Source organism: Kitasatospora sp. NPDC057595, from assembly GCF_042800875.1.
In the GTDB taxonomy this organism is placed as follows: domain Bacteria; phylum Actinomycetota; class Actinomycetes; order Streptomycetales; family Streptomycetaceae; genus Kitasatospora.
In genome coordinates, this window is sequence record NZ_JBHVGL010000020.1 from 1 (window position 1) to 25,172 (window position 25,172).

The 25,172-nt window shown below is 73.9% G+C and carries 14 protein-coding genes and 1 rRNA gene; 12 read left to right on the forward strand and 3 right to left on the reverse strand.

Annotated elements, in window-relative coordinates; all coding sequences use genetic code 11:
- Positions 1-92 (forward strand): 5S ribosomal RNA (gene rrf / locus ACFU9E_RS26545); the annotation flags it as partial.
- Between the two features lie 95 nt (positions 93-187).
- On the forward strand, positions 188-1,024 hold the full coding sequence (locus ACFU9E_RS26550) for a phosphatase PAP2 family protein (RefSeq protein WP_355365239.1): 837 nt from the start codon (positions 188-190) through the stop codon (positions 1,022-1,024).
- Positions 1,025-1,105: 81 nt separating this feature from the next.
- On the opposite strand, the gene ACFU9E_RS26555 is transcribed toward ACFU9E_RS26550, so the two are convergent.
- Together ACFU9E_RS26555 and ACFU9E_RS26560 are read right to left on the reverse strand one after the other, a co-directional pair.
- Positions 1,106-1,669 carry an acetate uptake transporter gene (locus tag ACFU9E_RS26555; RefSeq protein ID WP_380685960.1) on the reverse strand — a complete coding sequence of 188 codons (564 nt, stop codon included), beginning with the start codon at positions 1,667-1,669 and terminating at the stop codon, positions 1,106-1,108.
- Between the two features lie 299 nt (positions 1,670-1,968).
- On the reverse strand, positions 1,969-4,527 hold the full coding sequence (locus tag ACFU9E_RS26560; protein ID WP_380685962.1) for a SpoIIE family protein phosphatase: 2,559 nt from the start codon (positions 4,525-4,527) through the stop codon (positions 1,969-1,971).
- A gap of 572 nt (positions 4,528-5,099) precedes the next feature.
- Between ACFU9E_RS26560 and ACFU9E_RS26565 the strand changes: the two genes are divergently transcribed.
- The 9 genes from ACFU9E_RS26565 (at position 5,100) to ACFU9E_RS26605 (ending at position 18,557) form a co-directional block, all read left to right on the forward strand.
- Positions 5,100-9,674 (forward strand): HAMP domain-containing protein, encoded by a 4,575-nt coding sequence (locus ACFU9E_RS26565; RefSeq protein ID WP_380715421.1) that lies wholly within the window; start codon positions 5,100-5,102, stop codon positions 9,672-9,674.
- A gap of 344 nt (positions 9,675-10,018) precedes the next feature.
- Complete coding sequence (locus ACFU9E_RS26570) at positions 10,019-10,657, forward strand: response regulator (RefSeq protein ID WP_344332370.1); 639 nt, start codon at positions 10,019-10,021, stop codon at positions 10,655-10,657.
- A gap of 121 nt (positions 10,658-10,778) precedes the next feature.
- Positions 10,779-13,466: a DNA translocase FtsK gene (locus tag ACFU9E_RS26575; protein WP_380685698.1), complete on the forward strand. Its 2,688-nt coding sequence runs from the start codon at positions 10,779-10,781 to the stop codon at positions 13,464-13,466.
- 283 nt (positions 13,467-13,749) lie between these two features.
- Positions 13,750-14,622: a helix-turn-helix domain-containing protein gene (locus ACFU9E_RS26580; RefSeq protein WP_380685696.1), complete on the forward strand. Its 873-nt coding sequence runs from the start codon at positions 13,750-13,752 to the stop codon at positions 14,620-14,622.
- A 96-nt stretch (positions 14,623-14,718) separates the two neighbouring features.
- The gene (rimO, locus tag ACFU9E_RS26585) at positions 14,719-16,191 is read left to right on the forward strand and encodes a 30S ribosomal protein S12 methylthiotransferase RimO (protein ID WP_380685694.1); all 1,473 of its coding nucleotides are present in this window, start codon (positions 14,719-14,721) and stop codon (positions 16,189-16,191) included.
- Positions 16,188-16,826: a CDP-diacylglycerol--glycerol-3-phosphate 3-phosphatidyltransferase gene (gene pgsA, locus ACFU9E_RS26590; RefSeq protein ID WP_380685692.1), complete on the forward strand. Its 639-nt coding sequence runs from the start codon at positions 16,188-16,190 to the stop codon at positions 16,824-16,826. Before rimO ends, pgsA begins: the two co-directional genes overlap by 4 nt.
- A 95-nt stretch (positions 16,827-16,921) precedes the next feature.
- The gene (locus ACFU9E_RS26595) at positions 16,922-17,446 is read left to right on the forward strand and encodes a CinA family protein (protein WP_380685690.1); all 525 of its coding nucleotides are present in this window, start codon (positions 16,922-16,924) and stop codon (positions 17,444-17,446) included.
- A 387-nt stretch (positions 17,447-17,833) separates the two neighbouring features.
- The gene (locus tag ACFU9E_RS26600; protein ID WP_350551437.1) at positions 17,834-18,202 is read left to right on the forward strand and encodes a helix-turn-helix transcriptional regulator; all 369 of its coding nucleotides are present in this window, start codon (positions 17,834-17,836) and stop codon (positions 18,200-18,202) included.
- Positions 18,203-18,305: 103 nt separating this feature from the next.
- The gene (locus ACFU9E_RS26605) at positions 18,306-18,557 is read left to right on the forward strand and encodes a hypothetical protein (protein ID WP_380685688.1); all 252 of its coding nucleotides are present in this window, start codon (positions 18,306-18,308) and stop codon (positions 18,555-18,557) included.
- A 97-nt stretch (positions 18,558-18,654) separates the two neighbouring features.
- Here ACFU9E_RS26605 and ACFU9E_RS26610 read toward each other — a convergent pair whose 3' ends face one another.
- On the reverse strand, positions 18,655-23,385 hold the full coding sequence (locus ACFU9E_RS26610; protein ID WP_380715404.1) for an ATP-dependent helicase: 4,731 nt from the start codon (positions 23,383-23,385) through the stop codon (positions 18,655-18,657).
- Positions 23,386-23,584: 199 nt separating this feature from the next.
- On the opposite strand from ACFU9E_RS26610, the gene ACFU9E_RS26615 reads away from it, so the two are divergent.
- A complete protein-coding gene (locus ACFU9E_RS26615; protein WP_380685284.1) occupies positions 23,585-25,171 on the forward strand; it encodes a S8 family serine peptidase in 1,587 nt (528 codons plus the stop codon).
- The last annotated feature ends 1 nt before the right edge of the window (position 25,172 follow it).

Here is a 25,172-nt window from a genome sequence, read left to right on the forward strand (position 1 = left end):
CGCCCGGTTACATTCCGAACCCGGAAGCTAAGCCTCACAGCGCCGATGGTACTGCAGGGGGGACCCTGTGGGAGAGTAGGACGCCGCCGAACAATCATTCCAAAAAGACCCCCTCCGGTTCAGGAGGGGGTCTTTTTGCGTTAACGTCTCCCCACCACATCGGAGCTCGGTGGAGAGGCGCGAACCGTTGCAGAACCTGACCCTGACCTGGCAGTCCGCCGGGGGTACCGCTGTCGCTCTCTACGGCGGCGCGTACGCGGCCGCCCGGGTGCGGCGGACGGGTCTCTCGGCGATCCTGCGGGAGGCCGGCACCCTGCTGGCACTGTTCGCGCTCTGGCAGCTCGTCGGGCGGCTCTCGCTGATGAGCACCGAGCACGCGCTGGACCGGGCGCGCTGGATCCACCGGACGGAGTTGGCGGTCGGGCTGCCCGACGAGGCCTCCTGGCAGGCCGCGGTGACGCCGTACCCGGCGCTGGTGAAGCTGGCGAACTACTACTACGCGTCCATGCACTTCACGGTGATGATCGCGGTGCTGCTCTGGGTCTTCCTGAGACATCGCGAGCGGTACGCGTGGGTGCGGACCACGGTGGTCGTCACGACGGCGGTCTGCCTGGCCGTCCAGTTCCTGCCGGTGGCGCCGCCCCGGATGCTGCCGGAGAACGGGTTCGTCGACGTGGCGGCGGAGTACGGGCAGTCGGTGTACGGCAACGCGGTCGGCGGGGTGGTCAAGGCGGCGCAGCTGTCGGCGATGCCGTCGGTGCACGTGGCCTGGTGCGTGCTGGTGGCGGTCGCGGTGGTGCGGGTGTCGAGGAGTCCGCTGCGCTGGCTGATCGTGCTGCACCCGGTGCTGACGATCACGGTGGTGGTGGTGACGGCCAACCACTTCTGGGCGGACGGCCTGGTCGCGGTGGCGATCCTGCTGCTGGCCTACGCGGCGCAGAGCGGCGTCGCCCGGTGGCGGGCCCGGCGTGCGGGGGACGTCCGGCCGGCGGAGGAGCAGGAGCGGCTGGCCGTTCGCGGCTGAGGGGAGCGGGGGACCGGTGCACGGCATGCCGGTGGGCCGGGCCCCGTGGGGGTAGGGTCCGGCCCACCGGTCGGCCTGCCGTTACTTGACCGGCAGGGCTTCGCGGCCCCACGCGCTGTTGGTCAGCGACGCGGTGGCCCAGTACCAGGCCGCCAGGCCGGAGGCGGCGGCGATCCAGCCGGCCGTCTTGGCGAGGCCGCCGGAGGTGCTGAAGGTCGCGATCGCGGAGAGCACCAGGGAGAGCGTCAGCAGGCCGTAGACGGCACGGCTGAACAGGCCCGCGTTCCAACTGGCCGCGGTCAGGGTGAGGGCGAGCAGGGCCCACAGGAGCAGGAAGAGGCCGGCCGCGTTCTTGCCGGCGCCGGAGGCCGTGGACCAGGTGGCCCAGAAGGCGCCGAGGCCGGTGAAGGCGGTGCCGGTGAAGCCCTCGCCGCCGCGGAACTGCCAGAGGCCCGCGATGAACAGGGTCAGGCCGCCGAGGATGTGGGCGAGGTGGGCCGAGTTCCCGGCGGCGGTGCCGCTGAGAATGCCGGTCGAGAGCAGACCGTAGGCGAGGAGGGTCAGGCCGAGTGCGAGGTAACCGAGGTTACCCGCGTCGGCGCCGGTGGAGCGGGCGTTCAGTGCCCCGGTAGCTTCGTTGCTCACCGGAGGCTCCTTTCACTCATGGGCGCGCGCAGGGCGCAGTGAACGCGGGTGAGTGTCGATGAAGTGAAGGCGCGTGACCGCTCCGGGCGCGCACGGCTGGAGCGTGCGACGGCTGCGGTCCGAATGCTGGGCCAGCGGGAGAGCCGCTGGTCACGTCCCCGCCGGGGGATTCCCCGGTGAGATCGGTGTACCCAGGGTGAGCGGGCTTGTACCCTTGTGAATAGCACATTTTGTGACGGCGTCCGACATGGTTCGGTCAGGCTCGGACAGCCGGAGCGACAGCGGTCGCACCGATGTGCTCAGACGGTTCGTTGGGCCGGCACCCGCAGGGTGAGGATCGCCATGTCGTCGGAGGGCGGCTCCGGGGCGAACCGCTCGACCGCCCGCTGCACGCGCAGTGCGACCGCTCCGGCGGTGAGTCCGGTGCAGCCGGTGAGCACCTCGGCGAGGCCGTCGTCGCCCAGCATCCGGCGGCCCTCGCGGCGTTCGGTGACGCCGTCGGTGACGCAGAGCAGGACCTCGCCGGGGTTGAGCACCAGGCGCTCGGCGGTGAGGTCGAGGTCGTCCATGACACCGAGCAGCGGCTGCGGGGTGGCGGCCCGGTCGACCTGGCCGTCGGTGCGCAGGCGCAGCGGCAGCGGATGGCCGGCGCAGACCAGGGAGAGTTCGGTACTGCCGTCCGGACGGGGTGTCAGCTCGCCGTACAGCAGGGTGAGGAAGCGGCTGCGGGCACCCTCGTCCAGGATGGCGGTGTTGAGCCGGCTGAGGACCTGCGGGGCGTCCAGGCCCTCGCGAGCGAGCAGCCGCAGCGAGTGCCGGGCGAGGCCGGTGACCGAGGCGGCTTCCGGGCCGGTGCCGCAGACGTCGCCGATGGCGAAGCCGTAGGTGCCCTCGCGGATCGGGAAGAGGTCGTAGAAGTCGCCGCCGACCTCGTTGCCCTCCCCGGCGGCCTGGTAGAAGACGTCCACCTCGACGCCGGGGATGTCGGGCAGGTCCGGGGGCAGCAGGCTGCGCTGCAGGGCCTGGCTGGTGGCGGTGCGCTCGGAGTAGAGGCGCGAGTTGTCGAGGGCGAGGGCGGCCCGGCGGGAGAGGTCCTCGGCGAGCTCCAGGACTTCCTGACGGAACCGCACGCCGGCCGCGGTGCCGAGGGCGAGCAGGCCGATCACCCGGTTGCGGGCGGTCAGCGGCAGGACGACGGTCTCGCCGAGCAGGCCGGTGAGGCCGGGTTGGTCGGTGAAGCCGTTGCCGTCGGCGGTGTCGGACGGAGCGTCCCAGAAGCGGGTGCCGTGGGTGGGGCCGGACTCCGGGGCGGGCGTCTTGTCCAGCAGGGCGCGCAGCGGGTCGATGAGGTCCTCGTCCTCGTGCAGGACGAAGGCGAGCGAGGCGGGGGCGCCGTGGTCGCCGTTGGTGTAGACGGCGCACCAGGAGGCGAGGGTGGGGACGGCCATCTGGGCCATCAGGGCGAGCGTCTGCTCGTGTTCGAGGGTGCCGGCCAGCAGGTCGGAGGCCTCGACGAGGAAGGAGAGCGAGCCCCGGCGCAGCCGTTCGAGTTCGGCGAGCCGGGTGGACTCGACGGCCAGGGCGAGCCGGTCGGCGGCGAACTGGAGGCGCAGCGCGTCCTCGTTGTCGTAGCGGCCAGGGGCGCCGGTGGCGATGCCGAGCGAGCCGATCAGCCGGCCCTCGACCTTGAGCGGCACGGTGAGCAGGGAGCGCAGTCCGCTGTCGTCGAGGACGGGCAGGCCGGTGGGCCGGGTGGCGAGGTCCTCGTGCACGGAGGGGAGGCGGGGTGAGTCGTAGCGGTTGCCGGTGTCGACCGGGAAGCGGCTGTGCGGGCGCGGTGCGGCGGGCAGGCCGGTGCTGGCGCGCAGTTCGAACTCGGCCTCGTCCTCGGTGGTGAGCAGCAGGTAGGCGGCGTCGGCGTCGAGGAGGTCGCGGGCGCGTTCGACGGTGTGCTGCAGCAGGGTGTCGAGGTCCTCGCCGGTGCCGAGGCCTGCCAGCAGGTCGAGCCGGGTGCCGGGTTCGCCGCGGTCGCCGGGCAGGGCGCGGGCGGGGGAGCGCAGGACGGCGCGGTCCTCGTCGAGGACGAGCAGGCAGAGCGTGCTGGGGGTTCCGTCGGTGTCGCGCAAGCGGACCTGGACGCCGTAGACGTCGACGGCGGTGCCGTCGGCGCGGCGCAGCGCGTAGCCGCCCTCCCAGCGGGCGAGCCGCAGGACGGCGGAGAGGCCGAGGCCGCCGTCGGCGGGCTGCGGCCACAGGGCGAGGTCGGCCCAGGGGCGGCCGAGCACGGTGTCGGCGGGGTGCTGGAAGAGGGCTTCGGCGTCGGGGTTCCAGGCGAGCACCCGGCCGTCGTCGTCGAGCTGGACGACGGCGACGTGGACCGGGCCGTTGCTGCGCGGCAGTTCGCCACCGGGGGTGGCGGGCAGGGCGTAGCGGGTGCCGGCGGTGTGCGCGGGCAGGGCGAGCCGGAACCAGACGGTCTTGCGGCCGGAGCCGTACTCGACGCCCCAGCGCTCGGCGAGCGCGGCGCACATCAGCAGGCCGCGGCCGCCCTCGCCGTCGGCGTCGGCGTAGTGGTCGGAGGCGGTGGTGGGGACGTCGGCGAAGCTGGGCAGGCCGCGTTCGGGGTGGTGGTCGGTGACCTCGATCCGGACGGTGCCGTCCTCGCGCAGGCAGCACACCTCGGCGGCGGTTCCGGCGTGCACGACCGCGTTGGTGACGAGTTCGCTGACCAGGACCACGGCGTCGTCGACGACCTCGGGCAGGCCCCACCCCAGTAGGGCGTCCCGGACGAAGGAACGGGCGGCACCGGCCGACCGACCCACGGGTTCGAAGGTGGCGGCTGCGCGCGCGGTGACCACGTTGCCACGTCTCCTCTGCTCTGGCCCTGGCTGTCCGGGGGTGGCGCCGCGTCCCTGGTGCGCGCCGACGGCGTGGGCGGCGGCGCCGGGGGCGGTTGTGGCCCGGTGCAGCGCTCCACCCTACTTTCCGCTTGGTTCCCCGTGGGGGCGGGGAGTCGAAACAGGCACCGGAGGGTGATTCTGCCCACCCGTTTCGGACGGGTCGGTGCCAACCGAGTGCAACCGCGCTTGTACCGGGCGCGAGTGCTGCCAGACTGGGGGGTCCGCGATGTCCGGTCCGAGCAGTACCGTCGTCGTGGGTCCCGGTGGGCCGGACCGGCCGTCGGGACGGTAGCGCCGGGACGGTGCTGCGCGGCGGGCCCCGATGGGCGCGGCCGCGGGCGCCGGACAGTTCACGATCTGGGAGGGGCCCGTTGAGTTCGGCCACCAAGGACGCAACCGGTACGACGCCGCCCGCTCAGCGGGGCGGGCGCCCCGGGGCCGCGCCGCGGAGCGCGGCCGGCCGGCGTGTCAACCACAGCCGCGGCGCCGAGCCGGCCGAGCTGCGCAAGCTGCTGGCCGCGTTGACGGCGATGCGGGACGGAAACTTCCGGCGCCGGCTGACGGTGCCCGGGGACGGTCCGCTGGCGGAGATCGCCGCGGTGTTCAACGAGGTGGCCGAGCGCAACCAGCACCTCACGGGCGAGCTGGCCCGGGTGCGGCGGGCGGTGGGCCGCGAGGGGCGGTTGAACGAGCGGCTGGAGACGGGTGCCGGTGAGGGTGCCTGGATGGCGGCGGTCGACAACTGCAACGCGCTGATCGACGACCTGGCGCGGCCGATGGCCGAGGTGGGCCGGGTGCTGACGTCGATCGCCGAGGGCGACCTCGACCAGAAGATGGAGCTGCGCTCGCTGCACAGCAACGGGGTGAGCCACCCGCTGCGCGGCGAGTACCTGAAGATCGGCCGGACCGTCAACGGGCTGGTGGACCAGCTGTCGGAGTTCACCGACGAGGTGACCCGGGTGGCCCGCGAGGTCGGCACCGAGGGCAAGCTGGGCGGCCAGGCGAAGGTCCGCAGCGTCTCCGGCAGCTGGAAGGACCTCGGGGACTCGGTCAACACCATGGCCGGCCGGCTGACCGCGCAGGTGCGCAACATCGCGCAGGTGACCACCGCGGTGGCCAAGGGCGACCTGTCCCGCAAGGTGACGGTCGAGGTGGCCGGCGAGATGCTGGAGCTGAAGAACACCGTCAACACGATGGTGGACCAGCTGAACGGCTTCGCGGCGCAGGTGACCAGCGTGGCCAGGGACGTGGGCACCGAGGGCAGGCTGGGCGGTCAGGCACAGGTGCCGGGCGTCGCCGGCGTCTGGCGCGACCTCACCGATTCGGTGAACTTCATGGCGGACAACCTGACGGGCCAGGTCCGCAGCATCGCCCAGGTGACCACGGCGGTGGCGCGCGGCGACCTCTCGCAGAAGATCGAGGTGGACGCCCGCGGGGAGATCCTGGAGCTGAAGAACACCATCAACACGATGGTCGACCAGCTCTCCGGCTTCGCCGAGCAGGTGACCCGGGTGGCCCGTCAGGTGGGCACCGAGGGCCGGCTCGGCGGGCAGGCGCAGGTGCCGTGGGCGGCCGGCGTCTGGCGGGACCTCACCGACAACGTCAACTTCATGGCGAACAATCTCACCGATCAGGTGCGCAACATCGCGCAGGTGACCACCGCCGTCGCCCGCGGCGACCTCTCGCAGAAGATCCAGGTCGACGCGCTCGGGGAGATCCTGGAGCTGAAGAACACCATCAACACGATGGTCGACCAGCTGGGCGCCTTCGCGGACGAGGTGACCCGGGTGGCCCGGGACGTCGGCACCGAGGGCATCCTCGGCGGCCAGGCGAGCGTGCCGGGGGTGTCCGGCACCTGGAAGGACCTGACCAACAGCGTCAACCTGATGGCCAACAACCTGACCAGTCAGGTCCGCAGCATCGCCGAGGTCACCACGGCGGTGGCCCGGGGCGACGTCTCGAAGAAGATCACCGTCGACGCCCGGGGTGAGATCCTGGAGCTGGTCACCACCGTGAACACCATGGTGGACCAGCTGTCGGCGTTCGCCGACGAGGTCACCCGGGTGGCGCGCGAGGTCGGCACCGAGGGGAACCTGGGCGGCCAGGCCCGGGTGCGCGGGGTGTCGGGCATCTGGAAGGACCTGACCGACAACGTCAACTTCATGGCGTCGAACCTGACCAGCCAGGTGCGGAACATCGCCGAGGTGGCGGCCGCGGTGGCCTCCGGTGACCTCTCCAAGAAGATCACCATCGAGGCCCAGGGCGAGGTCGCGGGGCTGGCCGGAACGCTCAACACCATGGTCGACCAGCTGTCGGCGTTCGCGGTCGAGGTGACCAGGGTGGCCCGCGAGGTGGGCACCGACGGCACCCTGGGCGGCCAGGCGAGCGTGCCCGGCGTGGCCGGTATCTGGAAGGACCTGACCGACAACGTCAACCTGATGGCCAACAACCTCACCGGTCAGGTGCGGAACATCGCGCTGGTGATCACGGCGGTGGCCCGCGGCGACCTGTCGCAGAAGATCGACGTCGACGCGCGCGGCGAGTTCCTGGAGCTCAAGACCAGCATCAACACCATGGTCGACCAGCTGTCGGCGTTCGCCGACGAGGTCACCCGGGTCGCCCGTGAGGTGGGCACCGACGGGCGGCTCGGCGGTCAGGCGCGGGTGCCCAGCGTGGACGGCACCTGGCAGGACCTCACCGAGTCCGTCAACGAGCTGGCCAACAACCTCACCCGGCAGGTGCGTGCGATCGCGCAGGTCGCCACCGCCGTGACCAGGGGCGACCTGTCGCTGCGGATCGACGTGGACGCCGCCGGCGAGCTCGACGAGCTCAAGGACAACATCAACCAGATGATCGCCAACCTGCGCGAGACCACCCGCACCAACCAGGAGCAGGACTGGCTGAAGACCAACCTGGCGCGGATCTCCGGCCTGCTGCAGGGCCGGCGCGACCTGGAGGCGGTGGCCTCGCTGATCATGACCGAGCTCACCCCGGTGGTCTCGGCGCAGCACGGCGCCTTCTTCCTCGCCCAGCCGGCCGGCCGCACCGCCGAGCTGATCACCGAGGACGACGACGAGAACGACACCGTGCTGCGGCTGATCGGCAGCTACGGCTACCAGCGGCGGGCGATGCCGACCACCTTCCGGCCCGGCGAGTCGCTGATCGGCCAGGCGGCGGTGGAGAAGCGGGCGATCATCCTCAAGGAGGCGCCGCCCGGGTACCTGAAGATCGCCTCCGGGCTGGGCGAGGCCTCGCCGGCCCACATCGTGGTGCTGCCGGTGCTGTTCGAGGGCCGGCTGCTGGGCGTGATCGAGCTGGCCACCTTCAGCTCGTTCACCACCGTCGCGCTGGACTTCCTCAACCAGATCGCCGACCTGATCGGCGTCACCGTCAACACCATCAGCGTCAACACCAAGACCGAGGGCCTGCTGCTGGAGTCCCAGCGGCTGACCGCCGAGCTCTCGATGCGGTCGGCCGAGCTGGAGGCGCGCCAGGAGGAACTGGAGCGCACCAACGAGGAGTTGCAGGAGAAGGCCGAGCAACTCGCGCAGCAGAACCGGGACATCGAGATCAAGAACAGCGAGATCGAGGAGGCCCGGCAGGTCCTGGAGGAGCGCGCCGAGCAACTCGCGCTGGCCTCCCGGTACAAGAGCGAGTTCCTGGCCAACATGTCGCACGAGCTGCGCACCCCGCTGAACTCGCTGCTGATCCTGGCCAAGCTGCTGTCCGACAACAACGAGGGCAACCTGTCGCCCAAGCAGGTCGAGTTCGCCGACACCATCCACGGTGCCGGTTCCGACCTGCTCCAGCTGATCAACGACATCCTGGACCTGTCCAAGGTCGAGGCGGGCAAGATGGACGTCCGGCCGGCCCGGATCGCCCTGGTCCAGCTGGTGGACTACGTCGAGGCGACCTTCCAGCCGGTCGCGCTGGACAAGAACCTGGAGTTCGGCGTGCGGGTCTCGCCGGCCCTGCCGGTCACCCTGCACACCGACGAGCAGCGGCTCCAGCAGGTGCTGCGCAACCTCATCTCCAACGCGGTGAAGTTCACCGACACCGGCGCCGTCGACTTCTCGATCAGCCCGGCCGGGAAGGGCGCGCCGCAGCACGTGCGCGAGCAGCTGCTGGAGGCGGGCGCGATCCAGGACCCGGACGACCCGCTGATCGCCTTCACGGTCTCCGACACCGGGATCGGCATTCCCGGCAACAAGCTGCGGGAGATCTTCGAACCGTTCCGGCAGGCCGACGGCACCACCAGCCGCAAGTACGGCGGCACCGGCCTCGGGCTGTCGATCAGCCGGGAGATCGCCCGGCTGCTCGGCGGCGAGATCCACGCCGAGAGCGAGCTGGGCAAGGGCTCGACGTTCACCCTGTACCTGCCGCTGCGCGCCGAGGCGCCGGACGCCGCCGGGCAGGCCGCCGCCGCGCTGCGCGCCTCGGTCGGGGTCACCCCGGCCGGGACCCCGGTGCCGGTGGGCGAGAGCCCGGCCGACCACTGGGCCCAGGAGGTGCGCGAGCTGGTCGAGGTCCGCCGCCGGGGCGCGGTCGAGCGCCGCCGTACGGCGGCCCTGGACGCGCCGGCGGCGGACGACCGCGTGGCCGGGGCCCGCGGGGCCGTCGGCGGCCCCGCCGAGGGGCGCGTGGCCGGGGGCCGGGCGGCGGAGGGGCGGATGCCCGAGGCAGCCCCGGCGGCCCGCCCGTCCGGGCGCAACGACACCCGCTTCGACGGCGAGCAGGTGCTGATCGTCGACGACGACGTCCGCAACGTGTTCGCCCTCACCAGCGTGCTGGAGCAGCACGGCCTGACGGTGCTGTACGCCGAGAACGGCCGCGAGGGCATCGAGATGCTGGAGCAGCACGAGAACGTCGCGCTGGTCCTGATGGACATCATGATGCCGGAGATGGACGGCTACGCGACCACCGAGGCGATCCGCCGGATGCCCCAGTTCGCCGGGCTGCCGATCATCGCGCTGACCGCCAAGGCGATGAAGGGCGACAAGGAGAAGTCCCTGGAGGCCGGCGCCACCGACCACATCACCAAGCCGGTGGAGACCGACCACCTGCTGTCGGTGATGCACGAATGGCTCACCGTCCGGAGGCCCTGAGGGGCCGGAACCGGTGTCCAGCGGGCCGCCGACCCGCCCGAGTGGGGACCGATCGGATGACGGGGGCGTGAATCCCGGAGTACGCTCCGGGATTCACGCCGATGGGGCGCGCGGTTTGCTGGCGGGGAGGGCCGGGAACCGGGTAGGGTCACCGATCGTTGCGAACAGTGACCGAGTGACGACTCGCTGGTGAGCGTACGCCGGGGCACCGACTGCGCGCCGCTCCGGATCCGGACGCGACGGAGCGATGTGCCGGGCGAGGGGGTGCGGCTAGCATGACCGGGGTAGTGGTGGGCAGCACGCGGGTGCCTTCCCCAGGTAGGCAGGCGACAGGAGGGCGCGTCGTGATGCAGAAGGCGAAGATCCTCCTGGTCGACGACCGGCCGGAGAACCTGCTCGCGCTGGAGGCGATCCTCTCGGCGCTGGACCAGACCCTGGTCCGGGCGGCGTCGGGTGAGGAGGCGCTCAAGGCGCTGCTCACGGACGACTTCGCGGTGATCCTGCTGGACGTCCAGATGCCCGGGATGGACGGCTTCGAGACCGCCGCCCACATCAAGCGCCGCGAGCGCACCCGGGACATCCCGATCATCTTCCTCACCGCGATCAACCACGGCCCGCACCACACCTTCCGCGGCTACGCGGCCGGCGCGGTGGACTACATCTCCAAGCCGTTCGACCCCTGGGTGCTGCGCGCCAAGGTCTCGGTCTTCGTCGACCTCTACATGAAGAACTGCCAGCTCAAGGAGCAGGCCGCGCTGCTGCGGCTGCAGCTGGAGGCGAGCGGTGCCGAGCCGGCCATCGGCGGCGCGCTGCTCGGCGAGCTGTCGGCCCGGCTGGCGGCGGTCGAGGAGCAGGCGGAGTCGCTCACCAAGCAGCTGGACGGCACCGAGGACGGCGGGGTGGCGGCCACCGCGGCGCACCTGGAGCGCAAGCTGGCGGGCCTGCGGCGCGCGCTGGACGCGTTGCGCCCCGGCACGGACTGAGCGCGGTCCCACTCGCCCGTCCGGGTGAACCAGAACGGGGTGACGGTGTGTCGGCGACACGTCCCGGGGCCCGGACGCACGACGTGGGCACAGGTCGTGCGCCCCGGTAGGCTGCTGACCCATGGCCACACGTACGCCCGGAAGCGCGGCACGCAACTCGAGTCCGGGACCGTCCAAGAAGGCCGCGGCGAAGGCTCCGGCCAAGCCGCCCGCCAAGAAGGCGGCCGCGAAGAAGGCCGCCCCGGCGAAGAAGACGGCGGCCAAAGCGCCCGCCCCGGCCCCCGCGCCCCGGCCGATACTCTTCCGCGCCGTGCGCGCCGTCTGGCTCGGCATGGCGCACGGCATCGGCGCGGTCTTCCGGGGCTTCGGCGACGGCGCCAAGAACATGGACCCGGCGCACCGCAAGGACGGCATTGGCCTGCTGCTGCTCGCGCTGGCCCTGGTCACCGCCGCCGGCACCTGGTTCAGCCCGCAGGGCTGGCTGGGCGAGGCGGCCACCAACGTGGTCTCCGGCCTGTTCGGCCGGCTCGACGTGCTGGTCCCGTTCCTGCTGGCCGCCGTCGCGGTCCGGCTGATGCGCCACCCGGAGCTGCCGGAGGCCAACGGCCGGATCATGATCGGCCTGACCACCCTGCTGGTCGGTGTGCTCGGCCTGGTCCACATCGGCTGCGGCGCGCCCGTGATGGGCAGCGGCGCGACCCGGATAAGGACGGCCGGCGGGATCATCGGCTGGGCCGCCTCCACGCCGATGATGGCCGCCGCCGGACCGGCCCTCGCGGTGCCGCTGCTCCTGCTGCTGGCCTTCTTCGGCCTGCTGGTCACCACCGCCACCCCGGTCAACCGGATCCCGGAGCGGATGCGCGCGGTGGGCGTCCGGCTGGGTGTGGTCGAACCCGGTCCGCTGGACGAGGCCGGGGGGCGCACGCCGGAGCGCGAACTCTCCAACGAGCCTCCCGAGGACGCCGATCCCTCCGCGCTGCCCTACACGGTGGACACGGACAGTGACGACCCCTCGGACGAGGTGGCCGCCCGCCGGCGCCGCCGCAAGCGCAAGGCGCCCGACGAGGAGCCCGCCGCCGAGCCGGACATGTTCGCCAAGGAGCCGCTGGACCCGTACACCACCCGCAACCTCGCCGCCGGCGCCGCCGCCGACCTGGACGGCGCGCTGGTCTACGGCGTGCCCGCCTCCTCGGCGGTGGCCGACATGATGCACCAGGTGCAGGACCGCACCGCCCCGCCGGAGGAGCCCGCCGTCCCGGCGGCCCGCACCGGCGGATCGGACGCCGGCGCCCCGGACGAGCACGGCCCCGCGCCGGTCCGGATGGAGCAGCTCCAGCTCGCGGCGGGCCTCAGCTACGCCCTGCCCCCGCTCGACCTGCTGGAGCGCGGCGGCCCGGCCAAGGCCCGCAGTGCCCTCAACGACGAGGTGGTGGCCCAGCTCACGTCCACCTTCTCCGAGTTCAAGGTGGACGCCCGGGTGACCGGCTTCACCCGTGGCCCGACGGTCACCCGCTACGAGGTCGAGCTCGGCCCCGCGGTCAAGGTCGAGCGGATCACCGCGCTCGCGAAGAACATCGCGTACGCGGTGGCCAGCCCGGACGTGCGGATCATCAGCCCGATCCCGGGCAAGTCCGCGGTCGGCATCGAGATCCCGAACCGGGACCGCGAGATGGTCAACCTCGGCGACCTGCTGCGCTCGCGCACCGCCGCCGAGGACACCCATCCGATGGTCGTCGGCATGGGCAAGGACGTCGAGGGCCACACCGTGATGGCCAACCTCGCCAAGATGCCGCACATCCTGGTGGCCGGCGCGACCGGCGCGGGCAAGTCCTCCTGCATCAACTGCCTGATCACCTCGATCCTCGCCCGGTCCACCCCGGACGAGGTGCGGATGGTGCTGGTCGACCCCAAGCGGGTCGAGCTGACCGCCTACGAGGGCATCCCGCACCTCATCACGCCGATCATCACCAACCCCAAGAAGGCCGCCGAGGCCCTCCAGTGGGTGGTCCGCGAGATGGACATGCGCTACGACGACCTCGCCGCGTTCGGCTTCCGGCACGTCGACGACTTCAACGCGGCGGTCCGGGCCGGCACCGTCACCCCGCCGCTGGGAAGCGAGCGCGAGCTCACGCCGTACCCGTACCTGCTGGTGATCGTCGACGAGCTGGCCGACCTCATGATGGTCGCCCCGCGCGACGTCGAGGACTCGGTGGTCCGGATCACCCAGCTCGCCCGCGCGGCCGGCATCCACCTGGTGCTGGCCACCCAGCGGCCCTCGGTCGACGTGGTCACCGGTCTGATCAAGGCCAATGTGCCGTCCCGGCTCGCCTTCGCCACCTCGGCGATGGCCGACTCCCGGGTCATCCTGGACCAGCCCGGGGCCGAGAAGCTGATCGGCAAGGGCGACGCCCTGTTCCTGCCGATGGGCGCCAGCAAGCCGATCCGCATGCAGGGCGCGTTTGTCACCGAGGCCGAGATCGCCGCCGTGGTGAAGCACTGCAAGGAGCAGCTGTCCGCCGTCTACCGGGACGACGTGATGGTCGGCGGCGGGCCCAAGAAGGAGATCGACGAGGAGATCGGCGACGACCTGGAGCTGCTGATCCAGGCGGCCGAGCTGGTCGTCTCCACCCAGTTCGGCTCCACCTCGATGCTCCAGCGCAAGCTGCGGGTCGGCTTCGCCAAGGCCGGGCGGCTGATGGACCTCATGGAGTCGCGCGGCATCGTCGGACCGAGCGAGGGCTCCAAGGCCCGCGACGTTCTGGTGAAGCCGGACGAGCTGGACGCGGTGATCGTCACCATCCGTGGCTGAGAGCGGCCCGGCACTGACGGGTGTTCACCCGTTGGGACGGGGGTAGGCGGGCGGTGCGGAACCGATCGGGTGGGCACCGCGTCCCACGATCGACACCGGACGCGCGGGCGGCGGTGCGGGGGTCCCGGGGACGGCGGCCCCCGCACTGACGGGCGGTCAGTGCACGCCCGGCCCCGGGCCGGGGCGGCCGAGCGCATTCGGGCCTGTTCCGCTTGAGAAACGATCCGCCCACGCCCCTAGACTGTTCCCCAGCAGGTGGCCAACCGCTCGAAAGGCGTGCACCGTGACCATCGGCAAGTCCCCCGACCGCGAGAACGCCCCGTCCTCCGCCCAGCCCGCCGGCGCCGCGGAACAGGCGGCCGATGCCCCGAGCATCGGCCGGGTGCTGTCCGCCGCCCGGATCGAGGCCGGACTCACGGTGGACCAGGTGAGCAGTGCCACCCGGGTCCGGGTGCCGATCGTGCACTCCATCGAGGAGGACGACTTCGGCCGGTGCGGTGGCGACTTCTACGCCCGCGGCCACATCCGCGCGATCGCCCAGCTGGTCGGCGTCGACGGCGAGGCGCTGGTCGCCCGCTACGACGACGCGCACGGCGGCTCGCCGGCCTCCAAGCGGCCCACCGAGCTGATCGAGAGCGGCCCGATCAAGGTCCCCGGCCGGGGCCGGCCGAACTGGACGGTGGCGATGGTCGCCGCGATCGTCGCGGTGGTCGGGATCATCGGCTTCAACCTGGTGAACGGGAAGACCGTCCCCGGCACCACCGGCTCGGCCAGCGCCCCGCTGCCCTCCGGCTCCGGCACCGGCTCGGTCGCCCCGGCGGCCCCCGCGTCCACCCCGGCCGTGCAGCCGCCCGCGCCGGCGCCCAGCGCCCCCGCGATCGCCGCCGCCCCCGCCGACAAGGTCACCGTGAAGCTGGTCGCCGAGAAGGACACCAGCTGGGTCTCGGCGGTGGACGGCACCGGGAAGTCGCTGTTCCAGAACAACATCGAGGAAGGCCAGGACCAGACCTTCACCGACCCCAAGCAGATCAAGCTGGTGATCGGCAACGCGGGCGCCGTGCACGTGTACGTCAACGGCAAGGACCTCGGACCGGCGGGCAAGAACGGCCAGGTGGTGCACGTCACGTACACCCCCGGCGACCCGCAGGCGGGCTGATCGCGGGGGTCGGCCGCCCCGGGGCGGAACCGGCCGAACGGGGCGCGCGGCCTCCGGGGCGAACGGCTCCGGCGGTCGCGCGTTAATCTTGGCCCTATGCCTGAACGCCGTACTGTCGCCCTTGTCACGCTCGGATGCGCCCGCAACGAGGTGGACTCCGAGGAACTCGCCGGGCGACTGGAGGCCGACGGCTGGTTGCTCGTGGACGACGCCGCCGAAGCCGACGTCGCCGTCGTCAACACCTGTGGCTTCGTCGAAGCCGCCAAGAAGGACTCCGTCGACGCCCTGCTGGAGGCGAACGACCTCAAGGACCACGGTCGCACCCAGGCCGTGGTCGCGGTCGGCTGCATGGCCGAGCGCTACGGCAAGGAGCTGGCCGAGGCGCTGCCCGAGGCCGACGGAGTGCTCGGCTTCGACGACTACGCCGACATCTCCGACCGTCTGCAGACCATCCTGTCCGGCGGCCACCACGCGCCGCACATCCCGCGCGACCGCCGCAAGCTGCTGCCGCTGAGCCCCGTCGAGCGCCAGGCCGCCGCTGCCGAGGTCGCCGTGCCGGGCCACGGCGCCCCCGAGGACCTGCCGGAGGGCGTCGCGCCCGCCTCCGGGCCGCGCACCCTGCGCAAGCGCCTGGACGACAGCCCGGTCGCCTCCGTCAAGCTCGCCTCCGGCTGCGACCGGCGCTGCTCGTTCTGCGCCATCCCGGCCTTCCGCGGCTCGTTCATCTCCCGCCGCCCCTCCGACGTGCTGCACGAGGCCCAGTGGCTGGCCGAGCAGGGCGTCCGCGAGGTCGTGCTGGTCAGCGAGAACAACACCTCGTACGGCAAGGACCTCGGCGACATCCGGCTGCTGGAGACCCTGCTCGGCGAGGTCGCCGCGATCGACGGCGTCGAGCGGGTCCGGGTCTCCTACCTGCAGCCCGCCGAGATGCGCCCCGGGCTGATCGAGGCGATGACCGGCACCGAGGGCGTGCTGCCCTACTTCGACCTGTCGTTCCAGCACTCCGCCCCGGCCGTGCTGCGCCGGATGCGCCGCTTCGGCTCCACCGACCAGTTCCTGGAGCTGCTCGGCACCATCCGCGGCAAGGCCCCGCAGGCCGGTGCCCGGTCCAACTTCATCGTGGGCTTCCCCGGTGAGACCGAGGAGGACTTCGCCGAGCTGGAACGGTTCGTCACGCACGCCGGGCTGGACGCGATCGGCGTCTTCGGCTACTCCGACGAGGAGGGCACCGAGGCCGCCACCTACGGCGACAAGCTGCCCGAGGACGTGGTGGCCGACCGGCTGGCCCGGCTCAGCCGGCTCGCCGAGGAGATGACCGCCCAGCGGGCCGAGCAGCGGATCGGCACCGAGGTCGAGGTGCTGGTCGAGTCGGTCGACGGCGACCTGGTGGAGGGCCGCGCCGCCCACCAGGCGCCCGAGACGGACGGCCTCACCACGCTCGTCGGCGTCGAGGACCCCGAGGTCGGGCGGTTCTACCGGGCCAAGGTCGTCGCCAGCGAGGGCGTCGACCTGGTCGCCGAGGCGCTGGAGCAGGTGCGGGTCCTCCGGGCACCGGGAGCCGGGGAATGACCCAGGGGCCCGGCGCCCCGACCGCGGCCCACCCGGGCAGGCCGGCGGCCGCGGTGCCCCCGGCGCCGGGGATCTGGAACATCGCGAACGTGCTGACCATGGTCCGGCTGCTGCTGGTCCCGGTCTTCGTCGCGCTGCTCTTCGCCGAGGGCGGCCACGACCCCAAGTGGCGCTCGGTGGCGTGGGCCTCCTTCGCGATCGCGATGATCACCGACCTGTTCGACGGCGAGCTGGCCCGGCGCAAGGGCCTGGTCACCGACTTCGGCAAGATCGCCGACCCGATCGCCGACAAGGCGATCATGGGCGCGGCGCTGATCGGCCTCTCGGTGCTGGGCGACCTTCCGTGGTGGATCACCGTGGTGATCCTGGCCCGCGAGCTCGGCATCACGCTGATGCGGTTCTGGGTGATCCGCTTCGGGGTGATCCCGGCCAGCCGGGGCGGCAAGCTCAAGACGCTCACCCAGGGCATCGCGGTCGGCATGTACGTCCTGGAGCTGACCGGCTGGATGGCCACCGCCCGGGCCCTGCTGATGGGCGTCGCGGTGCTGCTGACCGTCGGCACCGCGCTGGACTACGTGGGGCAGGCCGTGCGGCTGCGCCGGGAGGGCCTGGCGGCGCAACGCCCGCGCGGGTGACACGGCGCGGATCCGGGCCCCGGCCGCTCCCCGGGCCCCAGAATGGCGGGTACTCCGGGACGGGCCCGGGGGGAGCGCGAGGGAGGGACGTCGGGATGAGTGGTGCAGCCGAGGCCGCGGGGACCGGGGCCGCCGACTACCGGCTGGCCGAGCGGGCGCACACCGCGCTGCGGGCCCAGGGCGGCACGGTGGCCGTCGCGGAGTCGCTGACCGGCGGGCTGCTGGCGGCCGCGCTGGTGGACGTCCCCGGGGCGTCGGCGACCTTCCGGGGCTCGGTGACCGCCTACGCAACCGAACTGAAGGCCTCGGTGCTCGGCGTCGACGAGGGGCTGCTGGACGTCCACGGCCCGGTCCACCCGGTGGTGGCCCGGCAGATGGCCGAGGGAGTGCGCAAACTGCTCGGGGCGACCTACGGGGTCGCGACGACCGGGGTGGCCGGCCCGGAGCCGCAGGACGGCCGGCCGGTCGGCACGGTGCACCTCGCGGTCGCCGGTCCGGGGGGAACTATGGTCAGTTCGCCACGGTTGTCCGGAGAGCGTGCCACAATCCGTCACAGGGCGGTGACCGCCGCTCTGGAGCTGCTCGTCGGGCGGCTCCCGTCCGGTACGCCCGCGCACTGAACCGTCGTCCGCACCTCTGTCACCGTCCGTCCCACCGGCCACCCGTCACCCCCGGCCCCGGTCCTCGCCGGGGGCCGTACGCCGGGATCCCGACCGAACCGGGACCTGTCGAACCGGCGTGCGGGCATCGCACATCTGGAGGATCGTGTTACATCGGAGTGCCTGGTTGGGCAGAAACCAGGTGGCGAGCGAGTGGCGTAGCGGTGGCCGAGTGCCGCCCGGAGGGTACGGCGACGTGCCCGCCGACCCGGGTGCGACACCGAAACAGGGGAGGGGACAGCCTTGCAGCCCAGAGTGAACACGACCATGGTCCCCGCACGCGAAGCGGGCAAGGCGGTACGGTGGGGGCGTGACATCTCGATCCGCAGTCCGAGGAGGGAGGCACCGATGATCCTGCTCCGTCGCCTACTGGGCGATGTACTGCGTCGGCAGCGCCAGCGCCAGGGCCGCACACTCCGCGAGGTGTCGGCGGCCGCCAGGGTTTCGCTCGGATACCTCTCCGAGGTCGAGCGGGGACAGAAGGAGGCCTCCTCGGAGCTGCTCTCCGCCATCTGCGACGCGCTCGACGTCCGGATGTCCGAGGTCATGCGCGAGGTCAGCGACGAACTGTCGCTCGCCGAACTTGCGGCGATGGCCACCCTCTCCGAAGGTGAACTGCTGAGGCCGGTGCTCGAACCGGTTCCGCTGCCGGCTCCCGGCACCGACCGGGCGAACATGTCGCCCAAGGCCGCCGCGATGGACGTGGTCGCCGCCTGACCTGGCCTCGGTACGGGCCCCATCCGGCCCGGGTTGAGCGAAGGAGGCGGTCGTGCGCAGTGCGGCGGTGACGTGTGCCGGGGCCCGAATACGGTCCCGGTGGGTGCGGTTCCGGCCGGTCCGCTCGGGCCTGGCGCTGCTGGCGGTCCTGGCCGGCGGGTTCGGCTGGTGGCTGGCGGACGGCTCCGGGCCACTGCCCGGCGGTGCGGCGCTCGGCCTGCTGGCGGCCGGCGGCTGGGGGCTCGGGCTGATCCCGGTCCACGCCGACTGGCGGTCCACCGGGCCGTCGCGGCAGCGGACGGACGAGCCGGACGCCCTGGCGGAGACCCGGTGGGAGGCTCCCCGGACGGGGTGAACAAGACGCGGACGAGGGCCGCGGGACCGATCCGGTCCCGCGGCCCTCGTCGTCCGTCCGGCCGCTGGTCGCCTTCCGGTCTGCGGGCGTTCCCGGCTCAGGGGCGCAGCCGCAGACCGCGCGGGGTGGCGTGGAAGCCCGCCTGCTCCAGGGCGGCGCCGAGTGCGGACCCGAGGGCCGGTTCGCCGTTGGCCCGTTCGACGGTGACGCTGCCCAGCGCCCCGGCCCGGGCCGCCCCGGCCAGCGCCTGCGCCGCCGCGGCCAGGGTGGCCTCCTCCTGGGCCCAGGCCAGCAGCGACTTCCCGCCGCGCTCCACGTACAGGCACAGCTCGCCGTCGACCAGCACCACCAGGGCGCCGGCCTTCCGGCCCGGCCGGTGCGCCTTGCCCGCCGCCTCGGTGGACCCGGCGGGAGGCTCGGGCCAGGCCAGCGCGGCGCCGTAGGCGTTGGCCGGGTCGGCGGCGGCCAGCACCAGGGCCTGTGGCGGCTCGGCGGACGGGGCGGCCGGCCACTCGGCGCCCCGCGCCCGCTCCAGCCGGCCGCTGACCGAGCGCAGCCGGTCGGCCGCGCCCTCCATGGCGAACTGGGCGCCGCCCAGCCCCTCCACGAAGTAGCCCCGGCGGGTTCGGCCGCGCTCCTCCATGGCGGCGAGCACCCGGTAGACCCCGGCGAAGCCGCCCGGGATCCGCTCGGCGGCGACCGTGCCCCGGGTGAGCAGGCCGTGCCGGTCCAGCAGGTTCTGCGCCCGGGCGGTGGCCCGGACGGTCGGGTCGGCGGCGAACGCGGGCAGCAGCGACCACCGGCCGCCGACCGTCGGGGGGCCGCTGCGCAGCGCGCCGCCGACCCGGCCGAAGGGGCGCCCGGCGCCGCCGAAGCGGCCGCGCGGGGTGGCCCGGGGCGCCCGGTGGGCGGTGGCGCCGGCCGTCCGGCCGGAGCCGAGCAGGGCGCGCAGCGGGGCGAGGGTGTCGTTGCTGACGTAACCGGCCCAGACGAGGTCCCACAGGGCCTCGACGACCTCCGGCTCGGGCGTCTCCGGGAGGTGGGCGGTCAGTTGGCGGAAGAACAGTCCGTAGCCGCCGGTCAGGGCCTCCAGCAGGGCGGTGTGCACCGGGGTGACGGTGGGCGGCACCGGTTCGGGGCGCAGCAGGTGGGCGTTCTCGGCCAGGTGCAGGCTGATCCAGCCGTCCTTGCCGGGCAGCGCGCCGGCGCCGGCCCAGCCGATCTCGCCGGCCGCCATCAGCTCGTCGAGCAGACCGGGGGAGTAGTCGGCGAGCCGGGCCGGGAGGACCAGCTTCTCCAGGGCGGAGGCGGGCAGGGCGGTGCCCTGGAGCTGTTCGACCACCCGGAGCAGGCCGTCCGGGCCGCGCAGCCGGTGGCCGGCCAGGTGCTGCCACTGGGGCAGGAAGGCGGCCAGGGCGCGCGGCGGGACGGGTTCGACCTCCTGGCGCAGGGCGGCCAGTGAACGGCGGCGCAGCCGGCGCAGGACCTCGGCGTCGCACCACTCGACGGTGGCGGTGTGGCCCTCGAGAGGGGCGGCGCGAAGCCCTTCCGAAGAAGGGTGGTGGTGGGCGACGGGCGGGGTGAACTCGCCCTGGACCAGGCGGCCGGTGGCGGTCAGGCGGTGCAGGGTGCCGGTGACCACGGCGGTGCCCAGGCCGTAGCGGGCGGCGGCCTCGGCGGCGGTGAACGGGCCGTGGGTGCGGGCGTGCCGGGCGAGCAGGTCGCCCAGCGGGTCCTTGACCGGTTCGGTGAACGCCTCGGGCACGCCGACCGGCAGCGGGGTGCCGAGGGCGTCGCGCAGCCGGCCGGCGTCCTCGATGGCGGCCCAGCGCTGCTCGCCGCCGATCCGGACCTGGATCACCCGGCGGGCGGCCTCCAGCTCGAGGGCCCAGAGCGGCTCGGCGCCGCGGGCGGTCAGTTCGGCCTCGCTGAGCGGGCCGAGCAGGCGCAGCGCGTCGGCGACGCCCTCGGCGTCCCTGATCCGGCGCTCGGGGGTGAGCCGCTGGAGTTCGGCCTCCAGCTCGGCGAGGACCTGCGGGTCGAGCAGTTCGCGCAGCTCGGCCTGGCCGAGGAGTTCGGACAGCAGCCGGGAGTCCAGCGAGAGGGCGGCGGCGCGGCGTTCGGCGAGCGGGGAGTCGCCCTCGTAGAGGAACTGGGCGACGTAGCCGAAGAGCAGTGAGCGGGCGAACGGGGAGGGCTCGGGGGTGGTGACCTCGACCAGCCGGACGGCGCGGGATTCGAGGTCTCCCATCAGCTCGACCAGGCCGGGGACGTCGAAGACGTCCTGGAGGCATTCGCGGACGGCCTCCAGCACGATCGGGAAGGAGCCGTACTCGGCGGCGACCTCCAGCAGTTGGGCGGCGCGCCGGCGCTGCTGCCAGAGCGGGGTGCGCTTGCCGGGGTTGCGGCGCGGGAGCAGCAGGGCGCGGCCGGCGCACTCGCGGAAGCGGGAGGCGAACAGGGCGGAGCCGCCGACCTGGTCGGTGACCAGCTGTTCGATCTCCTGCGGGTCGAACAGGGTGGCGTCGGCGCCGACCGGGGCGTCGTCGGTGACCGGCTCGGTGGGCTCGGCGGAGGGGAAGTCGAGCAGGTCGGCGTCCGGGAGCCGGAGCACGATGCCGTCGTCGGCGTGCATGACCTGCGGGTCGAGGCCGTGCTTCTCGCGCAGCCGGGCGGCGAGGGCGAGCGCCCAGGGGGCGTGCACCTGGGCGCCGAAGGGGGAGTGCACGACGATCCGCCAGTCGCCGAGCTCGTCGCGGAAGCGCTCGACCACGATGGTGCGGTCGTCGGGGAGGTGGCCGCAGGCGGCGCGCTGCTCGGCGAGGTAGTCGAGCAGGTTGCCGGCGGCCCAGTCGTCCAGGCCGGCCCGCTTCAGCCGGACGGTGGCGGTCTGCGGGTCGAGCGCGCCGAGTTCGCGGGTGAAGGCGCCGAGGGCGCGGCCGAGTTCGAGCGGGCGGCCGAGGCTGTCGCCCTTCCAGAACGGGAGCCGGCCGGGGATGCCGGGGGCGGGGGTGACCATCACCTTGTCGTGGGTGATCTCCTCGATCCGCCAGGAGGTGGTGCCGAGGGTGAAGACGTCACCGACCCGGGACTCGTAGACCATCTCCTCGTCCAGCTCTCCCACGCGTCGCCCGCCACCACCCTTCTTGGGGTCCGTGCCGGCGATGAAGACGCCGAACAGGCCCCGGTCGGGGATGGTTCCGCCGGAGGTGACGGCGAGCCGCTGGGCGCCGGGGCGTCCGCTGACGGTGCCGGCCACCCGGTCCCAGACCAGGCGGGGGCGCAGCTCGGCGAAGGCGTCCGAGGGGTAGCGGCCGGCCAGCATGTCGAGCACCGCGTCGAAGGCGGACTGCGGGAGGGTGGCGAACGGCGCGGCCCGGCGGACGGCGGTGAGCAGCTCGTCGACCTGCCAGGTGTCCATCGCGGTCATCGCGACCAGCTGCTGGGCGAGCACGTCGAGCGGGTTGCGCGGGATGCGCAGCGCCTCGATCCGCCCGGCCCGCATCCGCTCGGTGACCACCGCGGACTGCACCAGGTCGCCCCGGTACTTGGGGAAGACCACGCCGGTGGAGACCGCCCCGACCTGGTGGCCGGCCCGGCCGACCCGCTGGAGGCCGGAGGCGACCGAGGGCGGGGACTCGACCTGGACCACCAGTTCGACGGCGCCCATGTCGATGCCGAGCTCCAGGCTGGAGGTGGCGACCACGGCGGGCAGCCGGCCGGCCTTGAGGTCCTCCTCGACCAGGGCCCGCTGCTCCTTGGAGACCGAGCCGTGGTGGGCGCGGGCGATCACCGCCGGGGCGCCCTTGGCGGCGCCGGAGCCGCCCATCAGCTGGGCGGGGGCGTGCGCCTCGGGCAGGGCGGTGCCGGTGGCGCGTTCGTGGGCGATCTCGTTCAGCCGGTTGCAGAGCCGCTCGGCGAGGCGGCGGGAGTTGGCGAAGACGATGGTCGAGCGGTGGGACTGGACGAGGTCGACGATCCGTTCCTCGACGTGCGGCCAGATCGAGGCCTGACGCTGCGGGTCGCTCTCGGCCGCGCCGCCGAGGGCGGGGGCGGCGGGCAGGTCGTCGAGGTCGGGGACGGGGACGACCACGGAGAGGTCGAACTCCTTGGCGGCGGGCGGCTGGACCACCTCGGCGCCGCGCCCGGGGCTGAGGAAGCGGGCCACCTCCTCGACCGGCCGGACGGTGGCGGACAGGCCGATCCGGCGGGCCGGGCGGTCGAGCAGCTCGTCCAGCCGCTCCAGGGAGAGCGCGAGGTGGGCGCCGCGCTTGGTGCCGGCGACCGCGTGCACCTCGTCCAGGATCACCGTGTCGATGCCGCGCAGGGCGTCCCGGGAGGCGGAGGTGAGCAGCAGGAAGAGCGACTCGGGGGTGGTGATGAGGATGTCCGGCGGGTGGGTGGCGAAGCGGCGGCGGTCGGCGGCGGGTGTGTCGCCGGAGCGGATGGCGACCTGGACGTCGGGTTCGGGCAGGCCGAGCCGGACGGCGGCCTGGCGCAGGCCGGCCAGCGGGGCGCGGAGGTTGCGCTCGACGTCGACCGCGAGGGCCTTGAGCGGGGAGATGTAGAGGACCCGGCAGCGGCGCTTGGGCTCGGCGGGGGGCGGGGTGCTGCTGAGCCGGTCCAGGGCGGACAGGAAGGCCGCGAGGGTCTTGCCGGAGCCGGTGGGGGCGACCACCAGGACGTCGGTGTCCCGGGCGATGGCGCGCCAGGCCTCGGCCTGGGCGGTGGTGGGCGCGGAGAAGGCGCCGCCGAACCAGGCCCGGGTGGCGGGGGCGAAGCCGGCCAGCGGGTCGGCCGGGGACGGGGTCGGGTGCGCGGTCGCCATGTCCCCATGGTGCCCGGTGGCACCGACAAGGGGGCGGGTCCGCCGGGGACGGTGGCCGTTCGGGGCAACCGGAAAGGCGGAGCTGACAATCGGCTCATATCGTGATGATTCAGTCGTTGTGATGCTCCTGTGAAGACCAGCCCTCCGGTGGCCGGCCGCCCCGGTGCGGCCGCCGGGACCGACGAGCGGAGGCCGTGCCATGGCGCAGGCGGACCCGTCCGGCTCCCGTCCCGTCCCGGTCCCCGTCCGGGTGGCCGGGCCGGCCGGGGGCGCCCGGCGCCGGGGCCGGGGCCGGGGGCCGCTGCGGGTCCTGCTCGTGATGCTGCTCACCGCGCTGGTCGCCGGCGGCGCCGTGCCGTACGTCGCCGGGCCGGGGCGGGCCTACCTCAGCTACCTGGTCCTCGCCGAGCGGGCGGACGCCGAGGGGGCGGGCCGGGCGGCGGAGCAGGCCCGGGCGGCCGGCGGGCAGGTCGTCCAGGAGTACCCGCAGATCGGGGTGGTGCTGGCGTACGCCGCCGGCGGCTTCGCCGAGAGGGTGCGCGGGCGGCCCGGGGTGGCCGCCGTCGGCGCCACCCGCACCGCGCCGGTACCCGGCCCGCCCCGGTCGGTGGACGGCGCCGGCGACTTCCGGACCGGTGGCGGTGCGGGAGACGGCACGGGCGACGGCACGGGCGACGGCGACGAGGGCGGGGTCGGCGAGGCCGACACCACCGTCACGGTCCCCGACCCCGGCGAGCGCGACGCCTGGAACCTCGCGCTGCTCGGCGCCGCCCCCGGCGCGGACGCGGACACCACCCGCCCGCCGCACGGCCCGGACACCCCCGGCGCCGACGCCCTGCGCAAGGTGCTGGTCGCCGTCCTCGACTCCGGAGTCGACGACACCCACCCCGACCTGCGCGCCGCCGTCGACCCGAAGAGCTCCGCCTCCTGCACCGACGGCCGCCCCGACGCCCGCACCGGTTCCTGGCGCCCCGACGCCGGGGTCGGCGAGAGCGGCCACGGCACCCATGTCGCCGGGATCGTCGGCGCCGCCCGGGACGGCCGCGGCGTCAGCGGGGTCGCGCCCGGCGTGCGGATCGCCGCCGTCCGGCTGCTCGGCCCGCTCGGCCAGTACTACGCCGAGAACATCGTCTGCGGCATGCTCTGGGCCGCCGACCACGGCGCCCGGGCGATCAACAACAGCTACTTCGCCGACCCGTGGAAGTACAACTGCCCCGACGACCCCGACCAGGCGGCGCTGACCGCCGCCGTCGGCCGGGCCGTCGACTACGCCCGCCGGCGGGGCGCGGTGGTGGTCGCCTCGGCCGGCAACGACGCGCAGGACCTCGGCGCCGGCCGCACCGACGAGCGCAGCCCCAACGACCGCACCGGCGGGCCGCCGATGTCCCGCTCCCTCGGCCCCGAGTGCGTCCGGCTGCCCGGCGAGCTGCCCGGGGTGGTCACCGTGACCGCCCTCGACCGGGACGGCCGCCCGTCCGCCTACACCAACCACGGGCGCGGCCGGGTCTCGCTGGCCGCCCCCGGCGGGAATCCCGACGGCGGCGTCCAGGGCGCGGTGGTCTCCGACTGGCCCGGCGGCCGGTACGCCGCGCTGGCCGGCACCTCGATGGCCGCCGCGCACGTCAGCGGCGCGGTCGCGGTGGCCGCCGCGCTGCACCCGGACTGGGACTCCGACCGGCTCGCCGCCCTGCTGGCCGCCACCGCGGACGCCGCCTGCCCGCCCGGCCCGCACGCCTGCGGCGACCGCGAGTACTACGGTGCCGGGGCGCTGGTCCTGCCGCGCTGAG

Coding starts and splice junctions, on each gene's coding strand:
- ACFU9E_RS26565 (WP_380715421.1), top strand. CDS start 5,100: ATGCGGGACGGAAACTTCCGGCGCCGGCTGACGGTGCCCGGGGACGGT.
- ACFU9E_RS26575 (WP_380685698.1), top strand. CDS start 10,779: ATGGCCACACGTACGCCCGGAAGCGCGGCACGCAACTCGAGTCCGGGA.
- rimO (WP_380685694.1), top strand. CDS start 14,719: ATGCCTGAACGCCGTACTGTCGCCCTTGTCACGCTCGGATGCGCCCGC.
- pgsA (WP_380685692.1), top strand. CDS start 16,188: ATGACCCAGGGGCCCGGCGCCCCGACCGCGGCCCACCCGGGCAGGCCG.
- ACFU9E_RS26595 (WP_380685690.1), top strand. CDS start 16,922: ATGAGTGGTGCAGCCGAGGCCGCGGGGACCGGGGCCGCCGACTACCGG.
- ACFU9E_RS26600 (WP_350551437.1), top strand. CDS start 17,834: ATGATCCTGCTCCGTCGCCTACTGGGCGATGTACTGCGTCGGCAGCGC.
- ACFU9E_RS26610 (WP_380715404.1), bottom strand. CDS start 23,385: ATGGCGACCGCGCACCCGACCCCGTCCCCGGCCGACCCGCTGGCCGGC.
- ACFU9E_RS26615 (WP_380685284.1), top strand. CDS start 23,585: ATGGCGCAGGCGGACCCGTCCGGCTCCCGTCCCGTCCCGGTCCCCGTC.